Annotated in this window: 22 protein-coding genes; 16 read left to right on the top strand and 6 right to left on the bottom strand. The window is 63.3% G+C overall.

The annotated features are described in order from the left end of the window. Positions 1–92 precede the first annotated feature (92 nt). The 13 genes from ACE3QM_RS06225 to ACE3QM_RS06165 all read left to right on the top strand — a co-directional run bounded on the left by ACE3QM_RS06225 (position 93) and on the right by ACE3QM_RS06165 (position 13,397). Positions 93–2,006: a hypothetical protein gene (locus ACE3QM_RS06225; RefSeq protein ID WP_374420970.1), complete on the top strand. Its 1,914-nt coding sequence runs from the start codon at positions 93–95 to the stop codon at positions 2,004–2,006. Further along, positions 2,006–3,313, top strand: coding sequence for a DNA circularization protein (locus ACE3QM_RS06220; RefSeq protein ID WP_374420968.1), 1,308 nt, complete (start codon positions 2,006–2,008; stop codon positions 3,311–3,313). Before ACE3QM_RS06225 ends, ACE3QM_RS06220 begins: the two co-directional genes overlap by 1 nt. Then, a complete protein-coding gene (locus ACE3QM_RS06215; protein WP_048408451.1) occupies positions 3,297–4,355 on the top strand; it encodes a phage baseplate assembly protein in 1,059 nt (352 codons plus the stop codon). Before ACE3QM_RS06220 ends, ACE3QM_RS06215 begins: the two co-directional genes overlap by 17 nt. 16 nt (positions 4,356–4,371) lie before the next feature. Beyond that, complete coding sequence (locus ACE3QM_RS06210) at positions 4,372–4,971, top strand: phage baseplate assembly protein V (protein WP_048408450.1); 600 nt, start codon at positions 4,372–4,374, stop codon at positions 4,969–4,971. A 106-nt stretch (positions 4,972–5,077) separates the two neighbouring features. Beyond that, a complete protein-coding gene (locus ACE3QM_RS06205) occupies positions 5,078–5,428 on the top strand; it encodes a phage GP46 family protein (protein WP_048408449.1) in 351 nt (116 codons plus the stop codon). After that, a complete protein-coding gene (locus tag ACE3QM_RS06200; RefSeq protein WP_374420966.1) occupies positions 5,428–6,492 on the top strand; it encodes a baseplate J/gp47 family protein in 1,065 nt (354 codons plus the stop codon). The genes ACE3QM_RS06205 and ACE3QM_RS06200 overlap by 1 nt, the downstream gene beginning before the upstream one ends. Continuing rightward, on the top strand, positions 6,489–7,067 hold the full coding sequence (locus tag ACE3QM_RS06195) for a YmfQ family protein (RefSeq protein WP_048408447.1): 579 nt from the start codon (positions 6,489–6,491) through the stop codon (positions 7,065–7,067). The genes ACE3QM_RS06200 and ACE3QM_RS06195 overlap by 4 nt, the downstream gene beginning before the upstream one ends. Positions 7,068–7,170: 103 nt before the next feature. Then, positions 7,171–8,871, top strand: a complete 1,701-nt coding sequence (locus tag ACE3QM_RS06190; RefSeq protein ID WP_231461112.1) for a tail fiber protein — start codon at positions 7,171–7,173, stop codon at positions 8,869–8,871. A gap of 10 nt (positions 8,872–8,881) precedes the next feature. Further along, complete coding sequence (locus tag ACE3QM_RS06185) at positions 8,882–9,463, top strand: tail fiber assembly protein (protein WP_231461111.1); 582 nt, start codon at positions 8,882–8,884, stop codon at positions 9,461–9,463. 589 nt (positions 9,464–10,052) lie between these two features. Beyond that, positions 10,053–10,376, top strand: coding sequence for a hypothetical protein (locus ACE3QM_RS06180; protein WP_048411291.1), 324 nt, complete (start codon positions 10,053–10,055; stop codon positions 10,374–10,376). 162 nt (positions 10,377–10,538) lie between these two features. Continuing rightward, positions 10,539–11,540: a hypothetical protein gene (locus ACE3QM_RS06175; protein ID WP_374420962.1), complete on the top strand. Its 1,002-nt coding sequence runs from the start codon at positions 10,539–10,541 to the stop codon at positions 11,538–11,540. Positions 11,541–11,782: 242 nt separating this feature from the next. After that, a complete protein-coding gene (locus ACE3QM_RS06170; RefSeq protein ID WP_374420960.1) occupies positions 11,783–12,802 on the top strand; it encodes a phage tail protein in 1,020 nt (339 codons plus the stop codon). A gap of 10 nt (positions 12,803–12,812) precedes the next feature. Next, a complete protein-coding gene (locus ACE3QM_RS06165) occupies positions 12,813–13,397 on the top strand; it encodes a tail fiber assembly protein (RefSeq protein WP_374420958.1) in 585 nt (194 codons plus the stop codon). A gap of 66 nt (positions 13,398–13,463) precedes the next feature. Here ACE3QM_RS06165 and ACE3QM_RS06160 read toward each other — a convergent pair whose 3' ends face one another. The 3 genes from ACE3QM_RS06160 to ACE3QM_RS06150 form a co-directional block, all read right to left on the bottom strand. Further along, positions 13,464–14,111, bottom strand: a complete 648-nt coding sequence (locus ACE3QM_RS06160; protein ID WP_374420956.1) for an alanyl-tRNA editing protein — start codon at positions 14,109–14,111, stop codon at positions 13,464–13,466. After that, positions 14,108–14,560: a GNAT family N-acetyltransferase gene (locus tag ACE3QM_RS06155; protein WP_374420955.1), complete on the bottom strand. Its 453-nt coding sequence runs from the start codon at positions 14,558–14,560 to the stop codon at positions 14,108–14,110. The genes ACE3QM_RS06160 and ACE3QM_RS06155 overlap by 4 nt, the downstream gene beginning before the upstream one ends. 98 nt (positions 14,561–14,658) lie before the next feature. Beyond that, positions 14,659–16,143: a C69 family dipeptidase gene (locus ACE3QM_RS06150; RefSeq protein WP_374420953.1), complete on the bottom strand. Its 1,485-nt coding sequence runs from the start codon at positions 16,141–16,143 to the stop codon at positions 14,659–14,661. Between the two features lie 302 nt (positions 16,144–16,445). On the opposite strand from ACE3QM_RS06150, the gene ACE3QM_RS06145 reads away from it, so the two are divergent. Both ACE3QM_RS06145 and ACE3QM_RS06140 read left to right on the top strand, forming a co-directional pair. Beyond that, a complete protein-coding gene (locus ACE3QM_RS06145) occupies positions 16,446–16,745 on the top strand; it encodes a superinfection immunity protein (RefSeq protein WP_048411296.1) in 300 nt (99 codons plus the stop codon). Positions 16,746–16,992: 247 nt separating this feature from the next. Beyond that, positions 16,993–18,186, top strand: a complete 1,194-nt coding sequence (locus ACE3QM_RS06140) for an aromatic amino acid transaminase (protein ID WP_374420951.1) — start codon at positions 16,993–16,995, stop codon at positions 18,184–18,186. A gap of 131 nt (positions 18,187–18,317) precedes the next feature. On the opposite strand, the gene ACE3QM_RS06135 is transcribed toward ACE3QM_RS06140, so the two are convergent. Further along, positions 18,318–19,145, bottom strand: a complete 828-nt coding sequence (locus tag ACE3QM_RS06135) for a LysR family transcriptional regulator (protein WP_374420949.1) — start codon at positions 19,143–19,145, stop codon at positions 18,318–18,320. 115 nt (positions 19,146–19,260) lie between these two features. Between ACE3QM_RS06135 and ACE3QM_RS06130 the strand changes: the two genes are divergently transcribed. Next, a complete protein-coding gene (locus ACE3QM_RS06130; protein ID WP_374420946.1) occupies positions 19,261–19,983 on the top strand; it encodes an SDR family oxidoreductase in 723 nt (240 codons plus the stop codon). 155 nt (positions 19,984–20,138) lie between these two features. Here the strand turns inward: ACE3QM_RS06130 and ACE3QM_RS06125 are convergent, their stop codons facing one another. Then, positions 20,139–20,903, bottom strand: coding sequence for a DeoR/GlpR family DNA-binding transcription regulator (locus ACE3QM_RS06125; protein ID WP_048411300.1), 765 nt, complete (start codon positions 20,901–20,903; stop codon positions 20,139–20,141). A 58-nt stretch (positions 20,904–20,961) separates the two neighbouring features. Then, a complete protein-coding gene (locus ACE3QM_RS06120; RefSeq protein ID WP_374420944.1) occupies positions 20,962–22,059 on the bottom strand; it encodes an NAD(P)/FAD-dependent oxidoreductase in 1,098 nt (365 codons plus the stop codon). Positions 22,060–22,088: the final 29 nt, after the last annotated feature.

The raw sequence follows: 22,088 nt of genomic DNA, 5'->3' as shown, positions 1-22,088 counted from the left end.
AGTAAACCATCAGAGCATTTTGGCAGGTAATTTTGCTTTATCTGATGAGTGGTTGATTTCACGGGGCGGTGAAGCATTGACCTGGAGCAGTTATGCTTAAATTAAGCCCGGAGCAGTTGAAAAAGCTGGAAGAAATGGCCGCCAGGAAAAGAGGGAATTATGCGGATGTCTACTCTTTTCTGAAGGGCGCGGTTGCAGAAAAGATGAAGCAGGAAGCGCATCAAAGCGCAGTGCTGCCGCATGAAAAAGCCAGGGCAATCAAGCGTTCGCAGGAGCTGGATGGGCTGTATCTATGGCTATCCGTGGCAGAGTCGACCAATGGTGGAACGGGCGATGTCTATGACTCTTTTCTCCGTGCATCAACCAAGAATTTGATGAAGAAGTATGGGAAAAAACCATACTCCGACACGCTTTACAACCAGGCTTCAAATAAGCTCGCCAAAGAAATGATCCCCCAGATCCTCAAGGATCAGGGAATGGATATCAAAAAAATAGTACAGGCGGACGCCAAAAATTTTACCGAGGCTTTCGGCTTGCCGGATGGCAGCTGGCCTGGAACCGCTTTCGATACATTCGCTTTGGGCGGAGACCATGTATCCCTGCCCAAGGATGGCAAGATCGGTCTTACCGACACGCTGTTGAATGCGGCGGAAAGCTCGATGGATGTGGTTGGCGGAAAAGTCAGCGAAATGACCAGCCCGATCGAAAAGAAAGTCACAGAATCGCTGGCGGGCGCGGGGCTGGGATTGTACGACACATTCTTTGGCGACAAGAAAAGCCAAGAGCCTGCACCGCCGAAAAAACCAGCGCCCAAAAAACTTCCCAGTCCAGCCAAAACTCTTGAGGACCTGCCCGCAGGGCAAAAGAAAATCAAGTTGGAACAATTAAGAAAGAAGGTGGCTAGCAAGCAGGCGATTCCCGATGCCGCGACATTGGCGGCATCCATCTTGGGGAAAGAGGCGGTGCCAGGCTCATTGGCAAAGCTGATTCCCAAGCTTCCCGCCATGATGCCTGGTGCGGCAATGGCCTTGAGCGCGACAAACGATGTTATCGCGTTTGGCGATCATGTCATTAATGGCCGATTCCACGAGGCAATGACCGAGGGCCTCGGCGTTGCTGCTTCAATGAGTGTCGGGGGTAAGGCTGGAAAATTGGTGAAGGGCGCTGCTGCGCAACGCGCGGCGGAAGCCATTGTGGGCAAGGCTGCGGGGGATAGTGTCAAATTGTTCGCCCAAGGCATGACCGGCGGAGATTATGTTAATAAATGGGGACCTCCTCGCACGCTGCCTAATGATGTCGATTTGAAAAAAACCTTAGTGGATAAAAACGGCCAAGCCTATTCCGCGGTGGACGTTGATGGCACGGGAGTATTCTCTTGGTTTGCGCATAATGATCGTAGTGATCTGATGGGCGCGAGATATACGGAAGTCATGGTTGGAGAGAAAATAGCCGAGCTGAACCGAGATTATATTAAGTCCGTTGAAAAAGAGTATGCGGCAAGACAAAAGCAAGAGCAGGCAAAGCAAGAGCAGGGACGCCGGGAACAAGCAAAGCAGGAGCAGCGAAAGGCGGCCAATTTGACTCCCAAAGCCAGCGCGCAGACCACGCCTAAAGAGACTGCGAAAAAAACGGCGACGGATAAGCCGCGCACCACGCCAAAAAATGCGCAGCCAGCGCAAAAGCCAATCAAGAAAGCGGCGGCTACGGCAGGAATGGCGCAGCCTGGGGCAGAGGATGCCCTGTCTATTCCTGCCGCGATGGCCGCATTGGCTTCGGCATCTCCGGCGCTCTCCAATACCGGCATGCCCGGCGCTCCAGGCGTCAATGTTCCAAGCGCCAATGCTTCAAACGAGCAGTTGTTGATCGTCATGTCGCAGATCCAGGCCAGCTTGAGCCAGTTGGTCAGCCATCTAGCGCAGCCCACCAATATCACCGTCGACGTCCAAAACGGCAACATCGTCGCCGCCGTCAACGCCGCCAATAGCCAACAACAAAGGAGAAGCTGATGTTCAATCTCAGTCTGTTTGCCGGTTCCGCCGCCGGCGCGCTGGTGGACGCCAGTTTCCGCGGGGTGCGTTTTGAATGCCTGCGCAGCGTGGACAGCGCCCAGCGCGACCACGCGATGCACGAATACCCCTACCTGGACGGCGCCGACGTCGAGGACCTGGGCCGCAAGGCGCGCAAGGTGTCGCTCAGCGTGTTTTTCTGGGGCCGAGATTACCAGCAGCGGCTGCGCGACTTCGTCGCCGCGCTGGACCAGTCCGGGCCGGGCGAGCTGATCCATCCGGTGTTCGGCAGCATGCCCAAGGCCCAGCTGCTGGATTACCAGATCAGCCACGAGGCCGACGCGCCGGACTCCTGCACCGTGGAAGTCAGCTGGGTGGAAGCCACGCCGGGCAATCCCTTCTTCGCCAGCCAGCAGCCCTTGCAGCAGGTGGAAGCGATAGACGCCTTGGCGGCCAAGGCGCGCAGCCTGGGCGGCGAAGCCTTCGCCAAGGCCCAGAGCCTGTTGCAGAACGCCAATACCGCCTTGATCCGGCTGGGCACGCTGCGGGTGAAACTGAACGACACCGTGCGTCAGCTCGCGTCCATGGCGCAGCGCGGCATCGCCCAAGTGGTGGACCTGCTGGCCTATCCGCAGGCCTTCATCAGCGAAGTCACCTCGCTGGTCGACGACATCGCCAGCTGGCGTTTTGGCGTCAAGCTGGAAGTCTGGCCCGGCCTGTCGTGGGAAACCGAGGTGAAATGGCCGCAGGCCACGCTGGCGGACTGGAACGCGATGCGCGACCGGCTCAATGGCGTGTCCAAGAAGATCGGCCGCGCGTCGGACTCCTTGAACCAGGCCGGCCAGGCGCTGGAAGTCTGGACCGCCGATGAAATCCGCATCGACGCGCTGCTCAAGCTGACCGCTTCCACTTCGCTGGCCAAGGCCGCCGCCGGCCTGTTCCACGGCGAAGCCACGCAGCCGACGCTGACGCCGGTGGCGCTGGAACAGGTGGCCGGCGACGTGCGCGCCGCGTTGCAACAAACGATAGAACAATGGCGCAAGGCGCTGCCGGGCGAGGACGCGCGCCAAGTGATAGAAAGCCTGCGCGACCTGGGCCTGCAAGTGCAGCGCAGCGCCGCCAGCCTGATCGCCGCCAAGCCGCCCATCGTCACCCGCAAAGTGGAGTCCGCCGCCAACCTGCGCCAGCTGGCCCATCTGTGGTACGGCGACAGCAGCCGCGCCACCGAGCTGCTGCGTCTGAACCCGCAACTGGCCCATCCCAACCATCTGCAAGCAGGAGAGCTGATCCATGGCTACGCCCGCTAAGCCCGCGCCGGACAAAAACGAAGTCAGCCTGCAGATCGCCGGCAAGGCCCACCGCTATTGGACCCAGTACAGCATCGATTCCGACCTGGCGATGGCCGCCGACGCCTGGCAGGTGTCGCTGGGCCTGCCCGGCGGCGAGATGCCGCCCAGCGTGGCACCGGGCGCCGAGGTCAAGGTGCTGGTGGGCGCGGACATCGTGCTGCAAGGCCGGGTGGACGACATCAGCCACAGCGTGGCCGCCGGCAGCCACCAACTGACGCTGTCCGGGCGCGACCTGGCCGGCATGCTGCTGGATTGCAGCGCGCCGCTGTTCACCGGCAAGGGCATGACGCTGAGCGATGTGCTGGAAAACGTGGTCAAGCCGCTGGGCGTCAGCCGGGTGCGGGTGGACGCCAAGGCCAAGGGGCAGATCGAGAAAATCAGCGTGGACCCGGGCAATAGCGCCTGGGACGTGCTCAACCGCGCCGCCGCGGCCAATGGCCTGGCCGCCTGGTTCGATCCGGACGGCACCCTGGTGGTGGGCGGCCCGGACTACAGCGCGCCGGCCAAGGCCAAGCTGATCCTGCGCCGCGACGGCCAGGGCAATAATGTGCTCAGCCTGAGCGAAACCCGCTCCCACGCGCCGCGCTACTCGCAGCTGACCCTGCTGGGCCAGGGCCATCGCCAGGCCTTGACCCCGGGCCGCCACGATCTCAAGCACCAGTCGGCGGACCCGGACGTCCCCTACCACAAGCCGCGCATCATGGTGGAGCCGGACGCCGCCAACGTCGCGGAGCTGGCGGCGCGCGCCGACAAGATACTGGCCGACGCCAGGCTGGCCGGCTACACCCTCAGCGCCACCGTCGCCGGCCACCGCAACAGCGCCGGCGAACTGTGGAAGCCCGGCCAGCGCATCCAGGTGGAAAGCGAGCCGCACGGCATCAAGGGCGGCACTTACTTCCTGATGGCGCGCACCTTCAGCGGCGGGCGCGGGCAGGGCTGCACCACCCGGCTGACGCTGAAAGAAGACGGCCGCTGGCTGCCGGTCATGCGCAAGAACTAACGGAAAGGTTGAATCCATGTGGAATGACGTAGACCAAAGAATCCGCCGCGCCTTCAGCAATGTGCGGCAAGGCTTCCGCGCGGTGCTGACCCGGGTGGACAGCAGCGGCGATGTGCAGACCGTGCAGGCCGACGCGCTGGCCGGCGAACAGCTGCAGGACGCGGAACTGTTCCAGCACTACGGCTACAGCGCCAACCCGCCGCCGGGCAGCATGGCGGTGGTGCTGCCGCTGGGCGGGCGCAGCAGCCACGGCGTGGTGATCGCCACCGAGCATGGCAACTACCGGCTGAAACAGCTCAAGCCCGGCGAAGTGGCCTTGTACAGCGACGAAGGCAGCAAGATCGTGCTCAAGCGCGGCCGGCTGATCGAAGTGGAATGCGACACCTTCAGCCTGCGCTGCAAGAACTGGCAGGTCAACGCCAGCGAGCAGGCCAGCTTCACCACGCCCACGCTCAGCACCAGCGCGCAGCTGGTGGCCCAGGGCCAGATCAAAGGCAATGGCGGCATGGCCATCCAGGGCGGCGTCACCGTCAGCGGCGACGTGGTGGCCGGCGGCAAGAGCCTGGTGGGCCACCAGCATAGCGGCGTGCACGGTACGACCAGTCCACCTTTGTAACACAAGCTTTTCGCCAACAACGCCGTTGATATCGCGCTGTTGAACGCCTGCCGGCACTGACCCGCGTCCCTTATCCCCAACCCCTGCAAACCCGGAAAATAACGCCATGGACCCTCTATTGGACCCCATCACCGGCGACTACGCCGGCGGCACCACCGACACCCTGGCCAACGCCGTCTACCTGCGGCTGATGACTCCGCTGGGCGGCTGGTGGGCCGATCCCGAACTCGGCTCGCGCCTGCACCTGTTGTCGCGCAGCAAGGACACCAGCCAGATCGACCTGATCGCCTGCCAGTACGCCGAACAAGCCCTGCAGCCGCTATTGCGCGACGGCCGCGCCCGCCGTGTCGGCGTGCAGGCGCAGCGCCCCGGCAGCGGCCGCCTGCTGCTGCTGGTTGAAGTGGAAGAAGCCGGCGGCCAGACCCGACATTTCCAACACCATGTGAGGATAGCCTGATGCCTTTGTCCACCCCGGATTTTGAAACCATACGCGGCGCGCTGCTGCGCGACCTGCAAAACCTGCGCGCCGACGCCGACGTCGGCCCCGACAGCGACTTTTTCGTGCGCGCCAGCTCGGTCGCCAGCGCGGTGGAAGGCTTGTACCAGCACCAGAGCTGGATCGCCCGCCAGATCTTCCCGGACAGCGCCGACCGCGACTACCTGGAACAGCATGCCCGCGTGCGCGGCCTCAGCCGCAAGCCGCCGGTGGCGGCCAAGGGTCAGCTCAAGCTGAGCGGCAATGCCGGCGCCAGCTTCGCCGCCGGCCTGAAAGTGCGCCTGGGCGAGCAACTCTACACCACCCAGGCCGCCGGCCAGCTGGACGCGGACGGGCAGGGCAGCGTGGCGGTGGCGGCGGACCTGCCCGGCCTGGCCGGCAACAGGCCGGCCGGCGCGGTGGCCGAACTGATGGCCGCGCCCAGCGGCCTGGCCAGCCGCGTCAGCTTCGTCAGCATGGACGGCGGCGTGGACGAAGAAGACGACGCCGCCTTGCTGGCGCGGCTGTTGGAACTGATCCGCCGCCCGCCGGCCGGCGGCAACCGCCACGACTACCGCCGCTGGGCGCTGGAAGTGCCCGGCGTGTCCGCCGCCTACGTCTACCCGCTGCGCCGCGGCCTCGGCACCGTGGACGTGGTGATCACCGCCCAGGACAGCCTGCCCTCGGCCGATACCCTGGCCGCGGTGCAAGCCCATATCGAAGACCTGCGCCCGGTCACCGCCAAGAACTGCCTGGTGTTGGCGCCCACGCCGCGGCCGGTGGACATCGAAGTGGGGCTGGCGGTGGACGGCACCACGGTGCAGGCGCTGACCGAACCGCTGCGCCAGGCGCTGGCCGCCCACTTCTCCAGCCTCGCGCCCGGCAGCAAGCTGTACAAGAGCCGGCTGGAAGCGCTGATCTCCGACCTGCCCGGCGTGGTGGACCGCCAGTTGCTGTCGCCGGCCACCAATATCGAACCGACGGTGAATGAGAAAACCGTGGAATGGCTGCGCCTGGGCAAAGTCACGGTGAGGGGGCTGCAATGAACCCGCAAACCCCGCATAGCGAATTGCTGACCCGGCTGCTGCCGCCCACCAGCTACAGCCCGGACGGCCCGCGCCTGCTGGCCGAACTGGGCAGCGAAGGCGCGGCGCTGGACCGCACGCAGAACAGCGCGCGGCAACTGGTGGGCGCCACCACGCCGCTGCTGGCCGAAGGCCTGCTGCCGGACTGGGAACGCGTCTGCGGGCTGGCCCCGCCGGCGGACGCGCCCTACCAGCAGCGCCAGCAGGCGGTGCTGGCCAAGCTGGCGGAAACCGGCGGCCTGTCCATCCCTTATTTCACCCGGCTGGCGGCCGGCATGGGCTACCGCATCGCCATCAGCGAACCGCAGCCGTTCCGCGCCGGCATCAACCGCGCCGGCCAGCAGTTGTGGACCGCGGACATCCCCTGGGTGTGGCAAGTCACCGTGTTCGGCGCCAAGACCCGGCCGTACTTCTTCCGCGCCGGCCAATCGCTGGCCGGGGAACGCCTCACCACCTTCGGCGACCCGCGGCTGGAAGACCTGTTCAAGGATCTGAAACCGGCTCACACCCACGTCTACTTCGCCTACCAGCCTTAAACCGCGCTCCCGCGCGGCCCCTCCCGCCGTATTCCCCTTCCCCTCACAGCTCCGCCCTGGCGGGCGGGAGCCTGTGCTCTTTCTCTCTTTTCAGGAGCGCCTCATGCAAGAACCCATCAAGCCCATTCCCACGCCGGACAAGCTGTTCCACGACGGCAACCCGGTCAGTGGCGAACTTGGCACCATCGTCAGCGCTGAATGGTTGAACGGCATGCAGTCCGCCGCTCAGGTCACTCAGGAAGAAGTGCTGGCCGTGATCAAGGACAGCGGCCAGAGCGCCGACCCCAAGCGCCAAGACCAACTGCTGCAGGCGATCAAGCAGATTGCCTGGGGCGGCAACAACAAACCAACTACGTTGGCAGGCTATGGTATTGGCGACGCTTTGCCGTTGAAACCGGCGTTGGGTGTGGTGGATCTGAACGATATTAACGTCACGGGCCTTTATAGCCAGCGGGGGGACGCACAAGCGGCCAGTGGCAAGAACTACCCGACGCCGTATGCCGGCAAGCTGCAAGTCTATGCCGACGAGGCGATGGTGTACCAGAGCTATCAAGCCTATAACCATGCTGGTGTTTGGTATCGCTGCTGCTCTTGGTCCCGTTGGACTCCGTGGCAGAAACTGGCTGATGCCGCCTCCACGTTGGCCGGCTACGGCATTACCGATGGCGCGACCAAGGCCGAGTTGAAGGCCGCTGTCGATAGCGTGGTCAACGGCGCGCCGGGCGCGCTGGATACGTTGCAGGAGTTGGCTGCGGCGCTGGGCAATGACAAGGACTTCGCCGCCACCATCACCAACAAGCTGGCCGGCAAAGCGGATAAGGCCGATTCGCTGGCGGGTTATGGCATCAATACTTTGGCGTTGTCTACCGCGCAGACAGTGCATGTCCTGAAGACCACGCCGAATAACTACGACGCAACTATGTACAGCAGCGGCACGATGGAACTGTGTTCCACCGGCGTGGATTTCCCATCCTTAGGCCTGCATCGGCCGGGATATAGCGCAGTGGCCTTGGTGCACAAAGGCTATGGCGATGAAACACTGGTGTTGAAAGAGGCTGGGGGTGGTGAATTCCGAGTATGGCATTCCGGTAATGACACTTCTCTGATCAAGAAACGTCGCTATCGTATAGACCCGCAGGATGGCACCTCGTTGGATACTTCTATCACCGGCGGGGAGATGGGATTCAACTATGGCACCTCCAGCGGCGTTACCGGCCCGTTCATCGCCTTTGGTGGGTTGGGCGGCCAGATTGACTACTCCTGCCAACTGACGGCCGACTATCAGCGCGGAAACACCATGCGTTTTCGTACCCGCAACGACGATGCCAAGCGTTGGAACCCCTGGTATACCTTGATTCATGACGGCCACCTCACCGGGCAAGTCGCCTATTTTGCCATGGTCGATGCGCCGGAGGGCTGGCTGAAGGCCAATGGCACCGCGGTAAGCCGAACCAAGTACGCCGCTTTATTCGCGGTGATAGGCACCAGGTTCGGGGTTGGGGATGGCTCAACGACTTTTAATCTGCCTGATTTGCGTGGGGAGTTCATCCGTGGTTGGGATGATGGGCGAGGGGCGGATGCGGGGCGTGCTCTGGGGGCTTGGCAAGCACAGGATGTCCAAGCGCATACCCACCCGCAATGGTTTCCACAGCTATTGAACGGTGCGCCAGGGGGATTGGGGAATTTTGTCGGAGACCATTCCGGCCCTCAGAACTCTGTGAACGCGAGCCGGCCAATTCTGGCGAATGCTGGTCAGGAGACCCGCCCCCGTAACATCGCTCTGCTTGCCTGCATCAAGTTCTAAGGAGACCCCCATGCAAGAAATCAAAAACAAAACCGTCTACGCCTTCCACCCGCAAACCGGGGAATATTTGGGAGCCACGCAGGCAGACCTGTCGCCGCTGGAAAAAGATGTCTGGTTGTTGCCGGCTCATAGCACCGAACAACAGCCGCCGGTCGCTGCGGAACGTCAGACCGCAGTATTCCGCGATGGCAGCTGGGTGGTCATGCCGGATTGGCGTAGTACCAAACTGTGGAGCCAGCAGACCGCGCAACCGGTCCAGGCCAAGCTGGGCGAGACCCCGGACAGCTTACGCGCAACCTTGCTGGAGCCCTGCGAGTTTGCGGCTTGGGATGGCAAAGGCTGGATCATCAACAAGGCGGCCCAGGCCACCGCTTTGGCGGCGCAGATGCAGACCCAATTGAAGCTGCGCCTCGCGGAAGCCTATGCCAGCCGCCGTCCCTTGGAGGATGCGGTGGAAATTGGCGTGGCGACGGAAGCAGAGTTGGCGCGGCTGCTGGGGTGGAAGCGTTACTGCGTTGAACTGTCGCGTTTGCCGGAGTTGGCGATGTGGCCGCGGCTGGTTGAGGCGGACTGGCCGAAGCAGCCTGTCTGACTCAGGGTTTATCAATCAAAACGGCAGCCGTGCGCTGCCGTTTTTTGTTTGAGCCGTTGTGGATTATTACTGGGGTAGGGGCAAGAGCTTGTTCAATGTCCGCTGTACTTTGGAAAGACGATGGCTTGAGTATGACCTAAGCTTTGCGTCGTATATGTCTCATCCCTATTAGTCGATAGCTGTTGACAGGGTTTTGCACAGGGAAAGCCCGCTTTGGTGCTAATCTCCACCCCCCAGCCCGCCGCCGCCTTGACGCTGGGCCTAGCCCCCCTTACATTCGCCCTTGCGCTGTGACAATCCACAGCCGCGGGACTGGGAGGTCCTATTTCAGCAGAGTAGCAATCGCTTGGCAGCGATTCGCTACGTCCATGCGTCTGCCGCAAACAGGGCAGGCCATGGCGCTGAGTCCCCGCAAGGGGGCTGCCGTGTCTGCTGCGGTCCTCCCACTTTGTCATGAGCCTGCCCACGCCTTCCGCGCGTGCCGCGCAGGCATCCTTAAGCAGATGTTTGTGGAGGCCATAATGAATATATTGAGTTTCTGCCGGCAGCACCCCTGCAATTCCCACGCCGTGAGCAAGGAGGACCTGCTATGAGCGCCAAAGCCAAGCTGGAACCCTCGCTGCTGCAGCAATTGCACCTGCAGATCAAGCAGCTGCGCGCTGTCAGCGCCGGCCATGAAGGCTGCGACGCCATTGCCGAAAACCTGGAACAGCATTACCTCCAGGCCGACGCCGGCCTGACCCGCGGCATCGTCCATGTCCACGCCGCCAATCAGAGCCTGCACGCGATGATGACGCTGCTGCTGAACTGCCAGGAAGACCAGCAAGTCAACTGCGAGCAGATGGTGGCCTTGCTGGAACCGATCCGCCAGGAACTGCAGGCCGGTTTCAGGCAAATCTCCGAAGTGATGTAAACCCGAACCATGCCGCGGCCACCCGGCCGCGGCATGACGACCACTGACATCCGTCCGCTGCCGCGCCCGCGGCGCTTCCCGCACAATCGTCTCCAATCATTTCAGTAACGACACCTGTCATCGGCCTATGGCCGATTCTTCATTTCCGCGGGAGGCGATTCCATGCAAGAAGCACTCAAGCCCATCAACACGCCGGACACCTTGTTCCACGACGGCAATCCCACCACTGGAGAACTGGGCACCATCGTCAGCGCCGATTGGCTGAACAGCCTGCAGCAGGCGACGCGTTCCACCCAGGAGGAGCTGATCGCGCTGATCAAGGACAGCGGCCAGGCGCTGGACGCCAACCGCAAGGACCAATTGCTGCAGGCGGTGAAAAAAATGGCCTGGGGCGGTGACAGCAAGCCGACCACGCTGGCGGGCTATGGCATTAGCGACGGCGCGACCAAGGCCGAGGTGGCGGTCAAGGCTGACAAAGCCAACACCCTGGGCGGCTATGGCATCCAGGATGGCATTACCGTGGCCATGTTGCCGCGCCGCAACCTGCTGGCGGATGGCGGCCGCTTTTTCGATCCGTTCACGCCCGAGGGCATCGTGCAGGCACGAACCAATCAGATGACCGCGCCGTTTGCCACGCCCATGCATGCTGCTTCCTATAGCCAGAGTGTCGGTTCGGTGGGGCGTTTCATTCACGATAATGGCTCGTTTGAGGGCGCGGGTCCGAAGTTAGCGCAGCCCGTTTTGGACTTGCTGAATGGCATGGGGCGTGATCAAAAGCGCTATGGTTATGAGTTCTATATTGCGGAGGTGCGCTGTGCGGCATTGACTTATTCGCCAGTGCTGATTGATGGCAAGAATATGGCGGTGGCGCTTGCATACGGGGTTGGCACCGAAGGGCCGGTCACTTTTATGAACTGGCTGCGTTGCATCAGCGGCTCTATCTACTATGACTATGGCCAGTATCGCAATGGCAAGCCCATGGAGAATAAGCGCATCACGCCAAGCGATGGTTGGGTGCATATGGCTGGGGTAGGGGATTGGGGCGGTGGCTACAGCATCAGCCACGTTTATGCCGAGAATAACTCGATCTTCCAGCTGGCTTTGCCTGCGGCCCTGTCCGGTGTGCATGGAGGTTACGTACACAAAGCGCCGATTGCTCCGTAAATAACTTACGCTTTCAGTCATGGCAATCCTGCGGGATTGCCATTTTTTTGTTCGCGTACCACTGACATCCGTCCACTGCTGACGCGCGTCGCTAAACGGCAAAATAACGGTATTGATTCACTAGCGAAGCAGGTCAGCGGGTGGTTTGCTAATCACCCGCCCGGCCCGGAGTCCGCCCCAAGCCGCCAGCCCGGCCAGCGGGCCAACCCTGTAAATGGAGCGAGAGCGCGATGCAAAACACCATGAAGCCGATCAACAGCCCGGATGGCCTGTTCCACGACGGCAACCCCTACACCGGCGAACTGGGCACGGTGGTGACCTCGGAGTGGCTGAACAATGTCCAGTCCGCCGCCCAGTCCAGCCAGGACGAGCTGTTGACGGTGATCCGCGACAGCGGCCAGAGCGCGGACCCGGCGCGCAAGGACCAGTTGCTGCAAGCGTTGAAGAAGCTGGCCTGGGGCGGCGACAGCAAGCCGACCACGCTGGCCGGCTATGGCATTACCGATGCCTTGCCGTTGAGCGGCGGCAAGATGAATGGCCGGGTGGATTTCCAACCCAATTCCCGTTTCCTGGCGGAAGGCGGGGTGGAAGGCGGGCAGTTCATGCTGCAAGCACCGCAAGTGAACAGTCAACTCGGAGACGTCATCGTTGATATCAGCGGTAATGCATTTCGCGTGTTTGACAATGGTAAAACACAATCGCGTGGTTTTTATGTGGACCTGACTCAATGCGAGCATGGCCCCAGCACCAATTTGCTGACCATGTCCGGTGCTCCGGGACTGGTGGCCCACTTTGCGATGCCTTACGCGCCGCCTGGTTGGTTGAAGTGTGATGGTTCTCCGGCCAGCCGTAGTACTTATCCGGCTTTATTTGCCGCGATTGGGACAACGTATGGCGCGGGGGATGGTTCGACGACATTCAATCTTCCGGATTTGCGCGGGGAATTTATACGGGGTTGGGATTATGGTAACGGAGCGGATAGCGGGCGTGTGTTCGGCTCATGGCAAAAAGGGACGTTAACGATTTCTGACCCAACTCTTGATTCAGTCGGCGTCGCGAGTCTGATTCATGCAAATAACAATGTATCCATGGGATATGTGGATCTGGGCGCAGATAAAATCAAGAAGGAATCTTACGAAATACGACGTGCGCAAATTAATGCTCTAGGGGTAGCTGACGACTTGGACAGCAATGGTTGGGCAGGGGGCTATGGTGCCACCCGCCCCCGCAACATCGCCCTGCTCGCCTGCATCAAATACTAAGGAGACCGCCATGCAAGAACGCAAACAGAAAACCGTCTACGCCTACCATCCGGAATCCGGCGAGTATCTGGGCACCACCACCGCGGACCTGTCGCCGCTGGACCTTGAAGAAACCTGGCTGATTCCGGCCAATGCCACCGAGCAGCAACCGCCGCAGGCGGTGGAGCGACAAGTGGCGGTCTACCGCGACGGCGGCTGGCAGCTGGCGGAGGATTTTCGCGCGCTCAAGTTGTGGAGCAAGGCCAGCGCGCAGCCGGTGACGGCAAAAATCGGCGATACGCCGGACAGCCTGCAAGCCACCGAACTGGAGCCGCCGGCCTTCGCGCTGTGGAACAAGACGGCCTGGAAAGTGGATACCGACGCAGCGCGCGCGGCGCTGACGGTGCAGGCGCAGCAAGAGCTGCAGCAGCGCTTGGCCACGGCTTATGCTCAGCGCCGGCCTTTGGAGGATGCGCAGGAGCTGGGGCTGGCGACGGCACAGGAGCAAGGCTTGCTGAGTGCGTGGAAGCGTTACTGCGTCGAGTTGTCGCGTTTGCCGCAGCAGGCGGTGTGGCCGCAGCTGGCCGAGGCGGACTGGCCGAAACTGCCGGCCTGAGGGTTTGCAGTAAAACGCCGTTTCACGTGAAACCCCAACCGCGCCGTGTACTCCGGCGCGGTTTTCTTATGGCCGCGCCAGTGTGATCTCCACTCTTTCCTTGCCCTGGCCCACGTTCTTGCGTTTGAGCTTGAGTTCTCCCACTTCGCCGCTGCGACGCAAATGGGTGCCGCCGCAGGGCACGCGGTAGAGGCCGGGCAGTTCCCAGTAGCGGCGCTGGTTTTGCTCGTCGGAATAGGCGCTGACGATGGCGAGATCAGCGTCTATCAGCGCCTGCACCTTGGCGGCGATGGCGGGTAGCAGTGGGGTGATGGGCCGCGCCAGCGCAAAATCGATGCGCGCCTTGTCCTCGGCGATGTGGGCGCCTATTTTTTCCGCGTCGGGCAGTTCGCGGCAAATGGTTTCCAGCACCAGTTCGGCGGCGAAGTGCAGCCGCATCAGCCGGTAGCGGCGCGGCCAATCTATCGCCACCGTTACCGCGTCGCCGGCATCAAGGCCATGGTCGTCCGCCAGGGTATAAGCGATGTCCTGGTCCTGTTTCTCCGCAAGCAACACCGGGCAGCCGCCTATGCTGCCGCTATCGCTTTCCTGGCCGCCGGAGAAGGCGTAGAAGAGGGTGGCGTCCAGCCAGACCCGTGGGCCTTCCACCCGCGCCACCGTGGTGCGCAGCTCGGTCTGGTAGGGGTCGGCCCAGAACTGCTTGCGCACGCTCATGCCACGCTCCCGGTATCCGCCGCCAGCCGTTGGTAGACCTCGGCGTCCAGCTTTTCCATCAACCGTTCCGGCCGCGACAGCGCGCCGAAGCCGAATTGCGTGTACAGGCCGTGGGCGTCGGCGGTGGCCAGCAGCAGGCGGCGCAGGTTTTGCAGGCCGGGATGGGCGTTGACCGCCGCCATCAATTGCTTGGACACGCCCTGGCCGCGCCAGGCTTCGACCACGAAGACATCGGCCAGATAGCCGAAGGTGGCGTAGTCGGTGATCACGCGGGCGAAGCCGATCTGCTCGCCGTCGGCGGCGTAGGCGCCGAAGCATAGCGAATTGGCGAGCGAGCGCTCGAAGATGTCGCGCGGCAATTGGCGCGCCCAGTAGGACTGTTCAGACAGGTAGCGATAGATGCGTTCGCGGTCCAGCCGCGCGGGATCGGTGTCGATGTGGAGGGTCATGGCATAGCCAGCCGGGCGAAGGGAATGCCATAAAGATAACACGCCCGGGCTGGCGGGAGCGGCCGGGTTTGCCGGGGCCGCTCCTGGCTGCTAGCTACTTATAGGTTTTTGATTTTTTCCAGCTCCTCCGGGCTGTATTTCTTCTCGCTGGCCTTGGTCAGGTCGGTGAGCAGGCCGGCGTGCACGTCGCGCGCCGATTGCACCGCGCTCAGCATATTGCCGCCGCTCCACTGGCCGGCGAAGCCGATCGCGGTTTGCGGCTGGCTGGCGTAGAGGCTGGCCAGCATCGCGTCCACCGCCGGCTGTTGGCCCTGGAACTGCCGCTCCAGCCGTGCCTGCCATTGCGCCAGCACCGGCAGATACTTGTCCGGCTTGGCCTGGGCCAGCGTGGCGTTGGCGCGGAAGGCCCAGTAGGCGGAGCCGCTCTCGTAAGTGGCGGCGCCGGCGCGCAGCGGCGCGGGGATGTCCTTCATCGCGTTTTCATACATCGGCACCAGCACCGCGCCGGCCGGGCTGCCGAAGGATTGCCAGGTCAGCGCCGCCAGTTCCTTGGGCAGGCCGGCGCGCAGCTGGATGACATGGGTTTCTATGGTGCGGTCCACGCCCATCGGCCGGTCCGCGTCCTTCAGCTTGGCCAGCGCGGTGCCGTGGAAGGTGGCGCGCAGCACCTTGGCCACATCGGCCACCGCGATCTTGTGTTCCGGCTTCAGCGTCAGCGGGTATTGCGTCTGCCGCGTGGCCTGGCGCAGCGCCGGGTTCAGCAGATGCTGGCCCAGCCATTCGCGGTCCACATTGTATTTGTCGCCGGTGACGCCGAAGGCCTGGGCGAAGTTGAAGCGCTTGGCGTCCACCTTGGCCAGCAGCTGGTGTTTGGCGGCGAACTCGGCCAGGCCGGGGCTGGCGATCACATTGGCGCGGTCGGCGAGGTCGATGTCGTGCAGGCGCAGGCCGTTGGCCACCATCAAATAGCTGTCCTGCGGCACGCGATAGGCCAGCCAGTGGTGGCCGGAGCCGATTTCCATGTACCAGGCTTCGTTCGGATCGGCGATCAGCACGCCGTTGCCTTCGCCGGCGCCGTATTGCTTGATATAGCGGCCCAGCAGTTCCACGCCTTCGCGCGCGGTCTTGGCTTGCGGCAGGATCAGCGAGGGGATCACCGCCTCCACCACGCCGCTGTCCAGCAGCGGGTCCGCTTTCTTGGCGCGGGCGTTGATTTCCGCGCTATTGGTGGCGGATACCGCCACATTGAATTCGTTGACGCCGCGTTCCTCGTACAGGCCGTCGCCGCCGGCGCTGTCGCCGTTCCAGTCCATCAGGCCGCTGTAGCGGTGGAACTGCGCCGGAGCCGGCACTTTCAGACCGTTCTTGAAGCTCAGCATTTCATCCTTGGCCGCCGCGCGCGCAGGATGCAGCACCAGGCGCTTGTTCCAGTTATTGATGTAATAATCTTCGTTGCGGGCGATGATGATGGAGCCATCGGCGGAGGCTTGTTTGCCGACGATCAGCGATGAGCAGGCGTCGGCGAGCGGGGCGGCCAGCGCAAGGGCGGTGGCCAGGGCAAGCAGGGTAGGGCGCGGCGTCATGATGCATTCCTCTTCTCAGAGCGGTCAGTCGCGGTGCGAGACGGCTCATGTTGGCCGCGCGCTAAGCGTGCGGCGGTTTGGCGGTGAGGGCAAGCAGATTGTAGGCAGATGGTTCGCATTAGTTGAAATGGGAATCCCATGCTTGGATGATGCATGTCAATCTTGCGCTGTTTGGTAAAAATGTGGCGCAAACTGTCTGATTTAAGCGATTGCTTTTGCCATCTTGGCGCAAGCCTGATTAAGCTTGGCATTTCATTGTCGCGGCGCTGATGGCGCGGCGACGGCGGGAACGGATGAAAGATATGAAGATTTTGACTATGGTGCGCAAGCTCTGTTTCACGGTGCTGGCCGCCGCGCTGGCGCTGTGGGCTTATGGCGCTTACAGCGGCGAGCCGCAGTGGCAGCAATGGGCGATGTACCTGGGCAATGCGCTGGCGCTGGGCAGCGCTTACCTGGTGCCCACGCTGACCGCGGCGCTGGTGGGCAGCCCGCGGCTGAAGCTGGTGGCGGCGCTGAATGTGCTGGGCGGCTGGCTGATCCTGCCGTGGATCGCGGCGATGTTGTTGGCGCTGAAGCGCGACGATCTGGCGGCCGGGTCCTGAACCTATCTGGCACAATGGCTTGTCTTCACCGCCCCGTCAGAGGGCGGCGTAAGAACCTGCTTACGATCTGCTGCGCGTCGGCGGAATAGTTAGACAAGGGCGTTGAAACCCGCTTCGAAATGCTCATGTACCAACCGTACATTCCGCTTTCTCTGCCGCAACGCCTTGTCTCGCCTTAGCTCGCGAGATCGTAAACACGTTCTAAATGGTTGCACGAGGCGATACCACACTACTCAAGGAGAAACGCATGTTTCAGCACGTCGACGCCTATGCCGGCGATCCCATCCTGTCGCTGGTCGACGCCTTCGGCAAGGACCCGCGCGGCGACAAGGTCAATCTCAGCATCGGCCTGTATTACGACGAGCAGGGCCGCATTCCGCGGCTGAACGCGGTACGGCAAGCCGAGGCCAAGCTGGCGGCCTTGCCGACGCCGCCTTGCACCTATCTGCCGATGGACGGCCTGCCGGCCTACCGCAAGGCGGTGCAGGAGCTGCTGTTCGGCGAGGGACACCCGGCGCTGGCCGCAGGCCGCGTCGCCACCATCCAGACCCTGGGCGGCTCCGGCGCGCTGAAAGTGGGCGCGGATTTCCTCAAGCGCTATTTCCCCGATGCCCAGGTGTGGGTCAGCGATCCGACCTGGGATAACCACGTGGCCATCTTCGAAGGCGCCGGCATCGCGGTGAACCGCTACCCCTATTTCGATACGCAAACCCGAGGCGTGAACTTCGCCGCGATGCTGGACACGTTGGAAACGCTGCCGGCCGGCAGCATCCTGTTGTTGCACCCGTGTTGCCATAACCCCACCGGCTCGGACCTGGACAATGCGCAGTGGGATCAGGTGGTGGCGCTGGCCAAGCGCAAGCAGTTGATTCCGTTCCTGGACATCGCCTACCAGGGCTTCGGCGCCGGGCTGGAGGAAGACGCCTACGCCATCCGCGCGATGGCCGACGCCGGCTTGTCTTTCCTGATCAGCAATTCCTTCTCCAAGATCTTCTCGCTGTACGGCGAGCGCTGCGGTGGGCTGTCGGTGGTATGCCCGAGCCAGGCCGAAGCGGAACTGGTGTTGGGCCAGCTCAAGGCCACGGTGCGCCGCAACTACTCCAACCCGCCCACCACCGGCGCGCGCTTGATCGCCACGGTATTGGGCGACGCCGAGCTGAAAGCGTTGTGGCTGTCCGAGGTGAACGAGATGCGCGGCCGCATTCTGGAAATGCGCGGCATTCTGGTGGAAGTGCTGAAGCAGGCGCTGCCGGAGCAGGACTTCGCCTATCTGGTCCATCAGCGCGGCATGTTCAGCTATACCGGCTTCAGCCAGGCGCAGGTGGATGCTCTGCGCGAGCGTTTCGGCGTCTATCTGGTGGGTACTGGCCGCATGTGCGTGGCCGGTTTGACCCGCGCCAATGCGCCTTATGTGGCCAAGGCTTTCGCCGCGGTGCAGTAAGACCAAGCGCGGCTGACAAAACCGCTGATGCCGTGTTGCGCCGGCTTGCCGTACTCAAGGCACTGCCGACGTCGGCGCGGCTTGCCTCAGGCGTAAAACTGAGTTTTGTCAGCCGCTCTTAAAACAGGTTCTCAGCTGGCGGCCAGGCCTTGCTTCAAACGGGCCAGCGCCGGCTTGGCCAAAGCGTCCGGCGCGTAGCACAGGCCGACGCGGCGGCTGAGTTCCGCCTGGTCCAGCCGCACACAGCGCAGCTCCGGGTGGTCCTTGGCCAGTCCCCGCGGGATGAAGGCGATGCCGGCGCCGGCGGCGGCCAGCGTCGCCGCCTGGTTCAAGGTGGCGCAGCGCGCCGCCACCGCCAGTTCCCGCGCCGCCGCGCCCAGCAGGCTGGCGAAGCGCTGGTGCGAGGAGTGTTCCGGGCAGGCAATCAGATCCTGGCCCAGCAATTGCGCCGGCCGCAGCCATGGCTGTGCCGCCAGCGGCGCGTCGGCGCGCATCGTCAGCACATAATCCTCTTCCCACAGCGGCAGGAACAACTCGTCCTCGCAGCGCCTGGCATCCTCGTCCAGCCGCGCGTCGCCGGCGCAGCCCGCCGCCAGTTCCAGCAGCAAGCCATCCACCGCGCGGTAGGCCGCCGTCAGCACACGCGCCACGTCGGCCTGGCCCAGGTCCGCGGCCACGCCCAGCGTCAGCGGCAGGCAGTCCTGCCGGCCGCGAAACAACTGCTTCAGTCCCTCCGCTTCCTCCACCAGCCGGCGCGCTTCCGGGTAGAGCAGGCGCGCGGCGTCGGTGACGTCCACTCCGCGCGGCTGGCGCTGGAACAGCTCGGCGCCCAACTCTTGTTCCAGTTGTCGGATGGTGGCGGACAGCGCAGGCTGGCTCAGGTAGAGACGCGCCGAGGCCTGGGTGATGTTGCGTTCTTCGAACACGGCGATGAAGGCTTTGAGCGAGCGGATGTCCATAAATTAAACCGATGGCAGCAAGTGGAATAAACGATTTTTCGTGGAATCTTCAGCGGATTATAGTGCTGCTCAAGGATTTGATATCAGTTATTTCTATTGCTAAAGGAGAAGTCCCATGACTAAAGCCCTCATCGTGATCACCGGCGCCAGTTCCGGCATCGGCGCCGCCACCGCCCGTTTGTTGTCGCAACAAGGCCATCCGCTCTTGCTATTGGCGCGCCGGGTGGAGCGCCTGGAAGCGCTGGCCTTGCCCAATGCCTTGTGCCGCGCGGTGGACGTGACCGACCGCGCCCAGCTGGCCGCTGCGGTGGCGGAAGCGGAAGGCCGCTTCGGGCCGGTGGACGCCATCGTCAACAACGCCGGCGTGATGCTGCTGGGCCAGATGGCCGAGCAGGCGCCGGAAGAGTGGAAAACCATGTTCGACGTCAATGTGCATGGCCTGCTCAACGGCATCCACGCGGTGCTGGGCGGCATGGTGGAGCGCAAGCGCGGCACGGTGATCAATATCAGTTCGGTGGCCGGGCGCAAGACCTTCCCCAACCATGTGGCCTATTGCGGCACCAAGTTCGCGGTGCACGCGATGTCGGAGAATCTGCGCGAGGAAGTGGCGGACCACGGCGTGCGGGTGGTGACGATAGCGCCGGGCGCGGTGGACACCGAGCTGCTGTCGCATACCAGCAGCGAGGCGATCAAGGCCGGTTACGAAGCCTGGAAACAGGAAATGGGCGGGGTGCTGGCGGCCGAGGATGTGGCCAACGCCATCGTCTATGCCTACCAGCAGCCGCAGAATGTGTGCATTCGCGAGATCGTGCTAGCGGCGACGCGGCAGCAGCCTTAAGAACCTGTTTACGATCTGCTGCGTGTCGGCGATACGGCGTTGAAACCAAGCTCAAAATGCTCATGTACCAGGTGTACATTCCGCTTTTTCGCTCGTTTTCGCCTTGTCTCGCTCTTGCTCGCGAGATCGTAAACAGGTTCTAAGAGGACTGACTGTCAGTCCGCCACGTACAACTGAGTCTCCGCCTCCCGCATCAGCTCGACGACGGCGGGCGGCGGCGGCTGGTCGGTGAACAGCGCGTCTATCTGCGACAGATGGCCCAGTTCCACCAGCGCCGGGCGGTCGAACTTGCTGTGGTCGGCGGCCAGGAACACGTGGCGCGATTGCTGGATGATGGCCTCGGCGCTGCGCACCTCGCGGTAGTCGTAATCGCGCAGCGTGCCGTCCAGCTCGATGCTGGAAATGCCGATGATGCCGTAATCGACGCGGAACTGGCGGATCAGCTGCACCGTAGCTTCGCCGGTGATGCCGCGGTCGCGTTTGCGCAGCATGCCGCCCAGCACGATGACTTCGCAGTCCGGGTAGTCGCACATGGTGTCCGCCACGTGCAGATTATTGGTGATCACCCGCAGGCCGCGGTGTTGGTGCAGCGCCTTGGCCACTTCCTCGGTGGTGGTGCCCAGATTGATGAACAGCGAGGCGTTGTCCGGGATGTGGCGCGCCAGGCATTCGGCGATGCGGCGCTTTTCGTCTATGCACAGCACTTGCCGTGCCTGGTAGGCGACGTTCTCCACGCTGGACAGCACGCTGGCGCCGCCGTGATAGCGTTGCAGCAACTGGTGCTCGGCCAGCAGCGCGATGTCGCGGCGTATGGTCTGCCGGGTGACGGAGAAATGTTCGGCCAGCTTTTCCACGCTGACATAGCTGTCGCGTTTGACCAGGGCCAGCAACTCCTGCTGGCGTTGATTCAGAATGAGCATAGACGGCAAGGCGGCGGGTTGGGACGGTTCGATTGTAAGCGGACAACTTGTCCCGGCGCTATGCCGTCAGCGTTGCCGCCGCGTATTCGGCCAGCGCCAGGCTGGCGGTGAGGCCGGGGGATTCGATGCCGTAGAGCTGAAGCAGGCCGGGCACGCCGTGCTGCGCCGGGCCCTGGATCAGAAAGTCCGCGTCCGGCGCGCCGGGGCCGGCGATCTTGGGGCGGATGCCGGCATAGGCCGGCGCCAGCGCCTGTTCCGGCAGCGCCGGCCACCAACGGCGAATGCCGGCGTGGAAGCGCTCGGCGCGTGCCGGGTCCACCCGGTAGTCGATTGCGTCCACCCATTCCAGGTCCGGGCCGAAGCGTGCCTGGCCGGCCAGGTCCAGCGTCAGATGCGTGCCCAGGCCGCCGGCCTCGGGCAGCGGGTAGATCAAGTGCTGGAACGGCGAGCGGCCTTGCAGCGCGAAGTAAACGCCGCGCGCGTAATAGGGCGTGGGAATGGTTTCACGTGGAACCCCGGCAATGCTGGCAGCGACTCGCGGCGCCGATGCGCCGGCGGCGTTGACCACGCAACGCGCGCGCAGCCGCAGGCCGGCGATGTCCAGTTCCAGCCCATCGTCGCCAACGCGACCGCCGCTCAGCGGCGAGTTCAGCGCCAGCGTCGCGCCGTGGGCTTCGGCGTCGGCCAATAAGGCCAGCATCAGGCCGTGGCTGTCTATTATGCCGGTGGACGGCGACAACAGCGCGGCGCGGGCGTGCACGGCCGGCTCCAGCGCCCGGAGCTGTTCCGCGTCCAGCCAGCGCAGATCATCGACGCCGTTGGCGGCGGCGCGCTGTTGCAAGGCTTGCAGCCGCGGCAGTTCGGCTTCGTTTGCGGCGACGATCAGTTTGCCGCAGCGGCGGTGGGCAATCGCGCGCTGGGCGCAGTAGTCGTACAGCCGCTGGCGGCCGGCCACGCATAGCCGCGCTTTCAGGCTGCCGGGCGGATAGTAGAGCCCGGCGTGGATCACTTCGCTGTTGCGGCTGGAGGCATGTTGGCCGATGGCGCTTTCCGCTTCGACGATGACGACTTCGCGGCCGGCCATCGCCAGCTGCCGCGCCATGGCCAGGCCGATCACTCCGGCGCCTATCACCAGGCATTCCACTTGTTCCATCATCGCTCCCCTTGGCTCAGTCGTCAGATGGT

Source organism: Chromobacterium sp., assembly GCF_041912965.1.
Taxonomy (GTDB): domain Bacteria; phylum Pseudomonadota; class Gammaproteobacteria; order Burkholderiales; family Chromobacteriaceae; genus Chromobacterium; species Chromobacterium aquaticum.
This window is presented reverse-complemented; position numbering and strand designations above follow the sequence as displayed.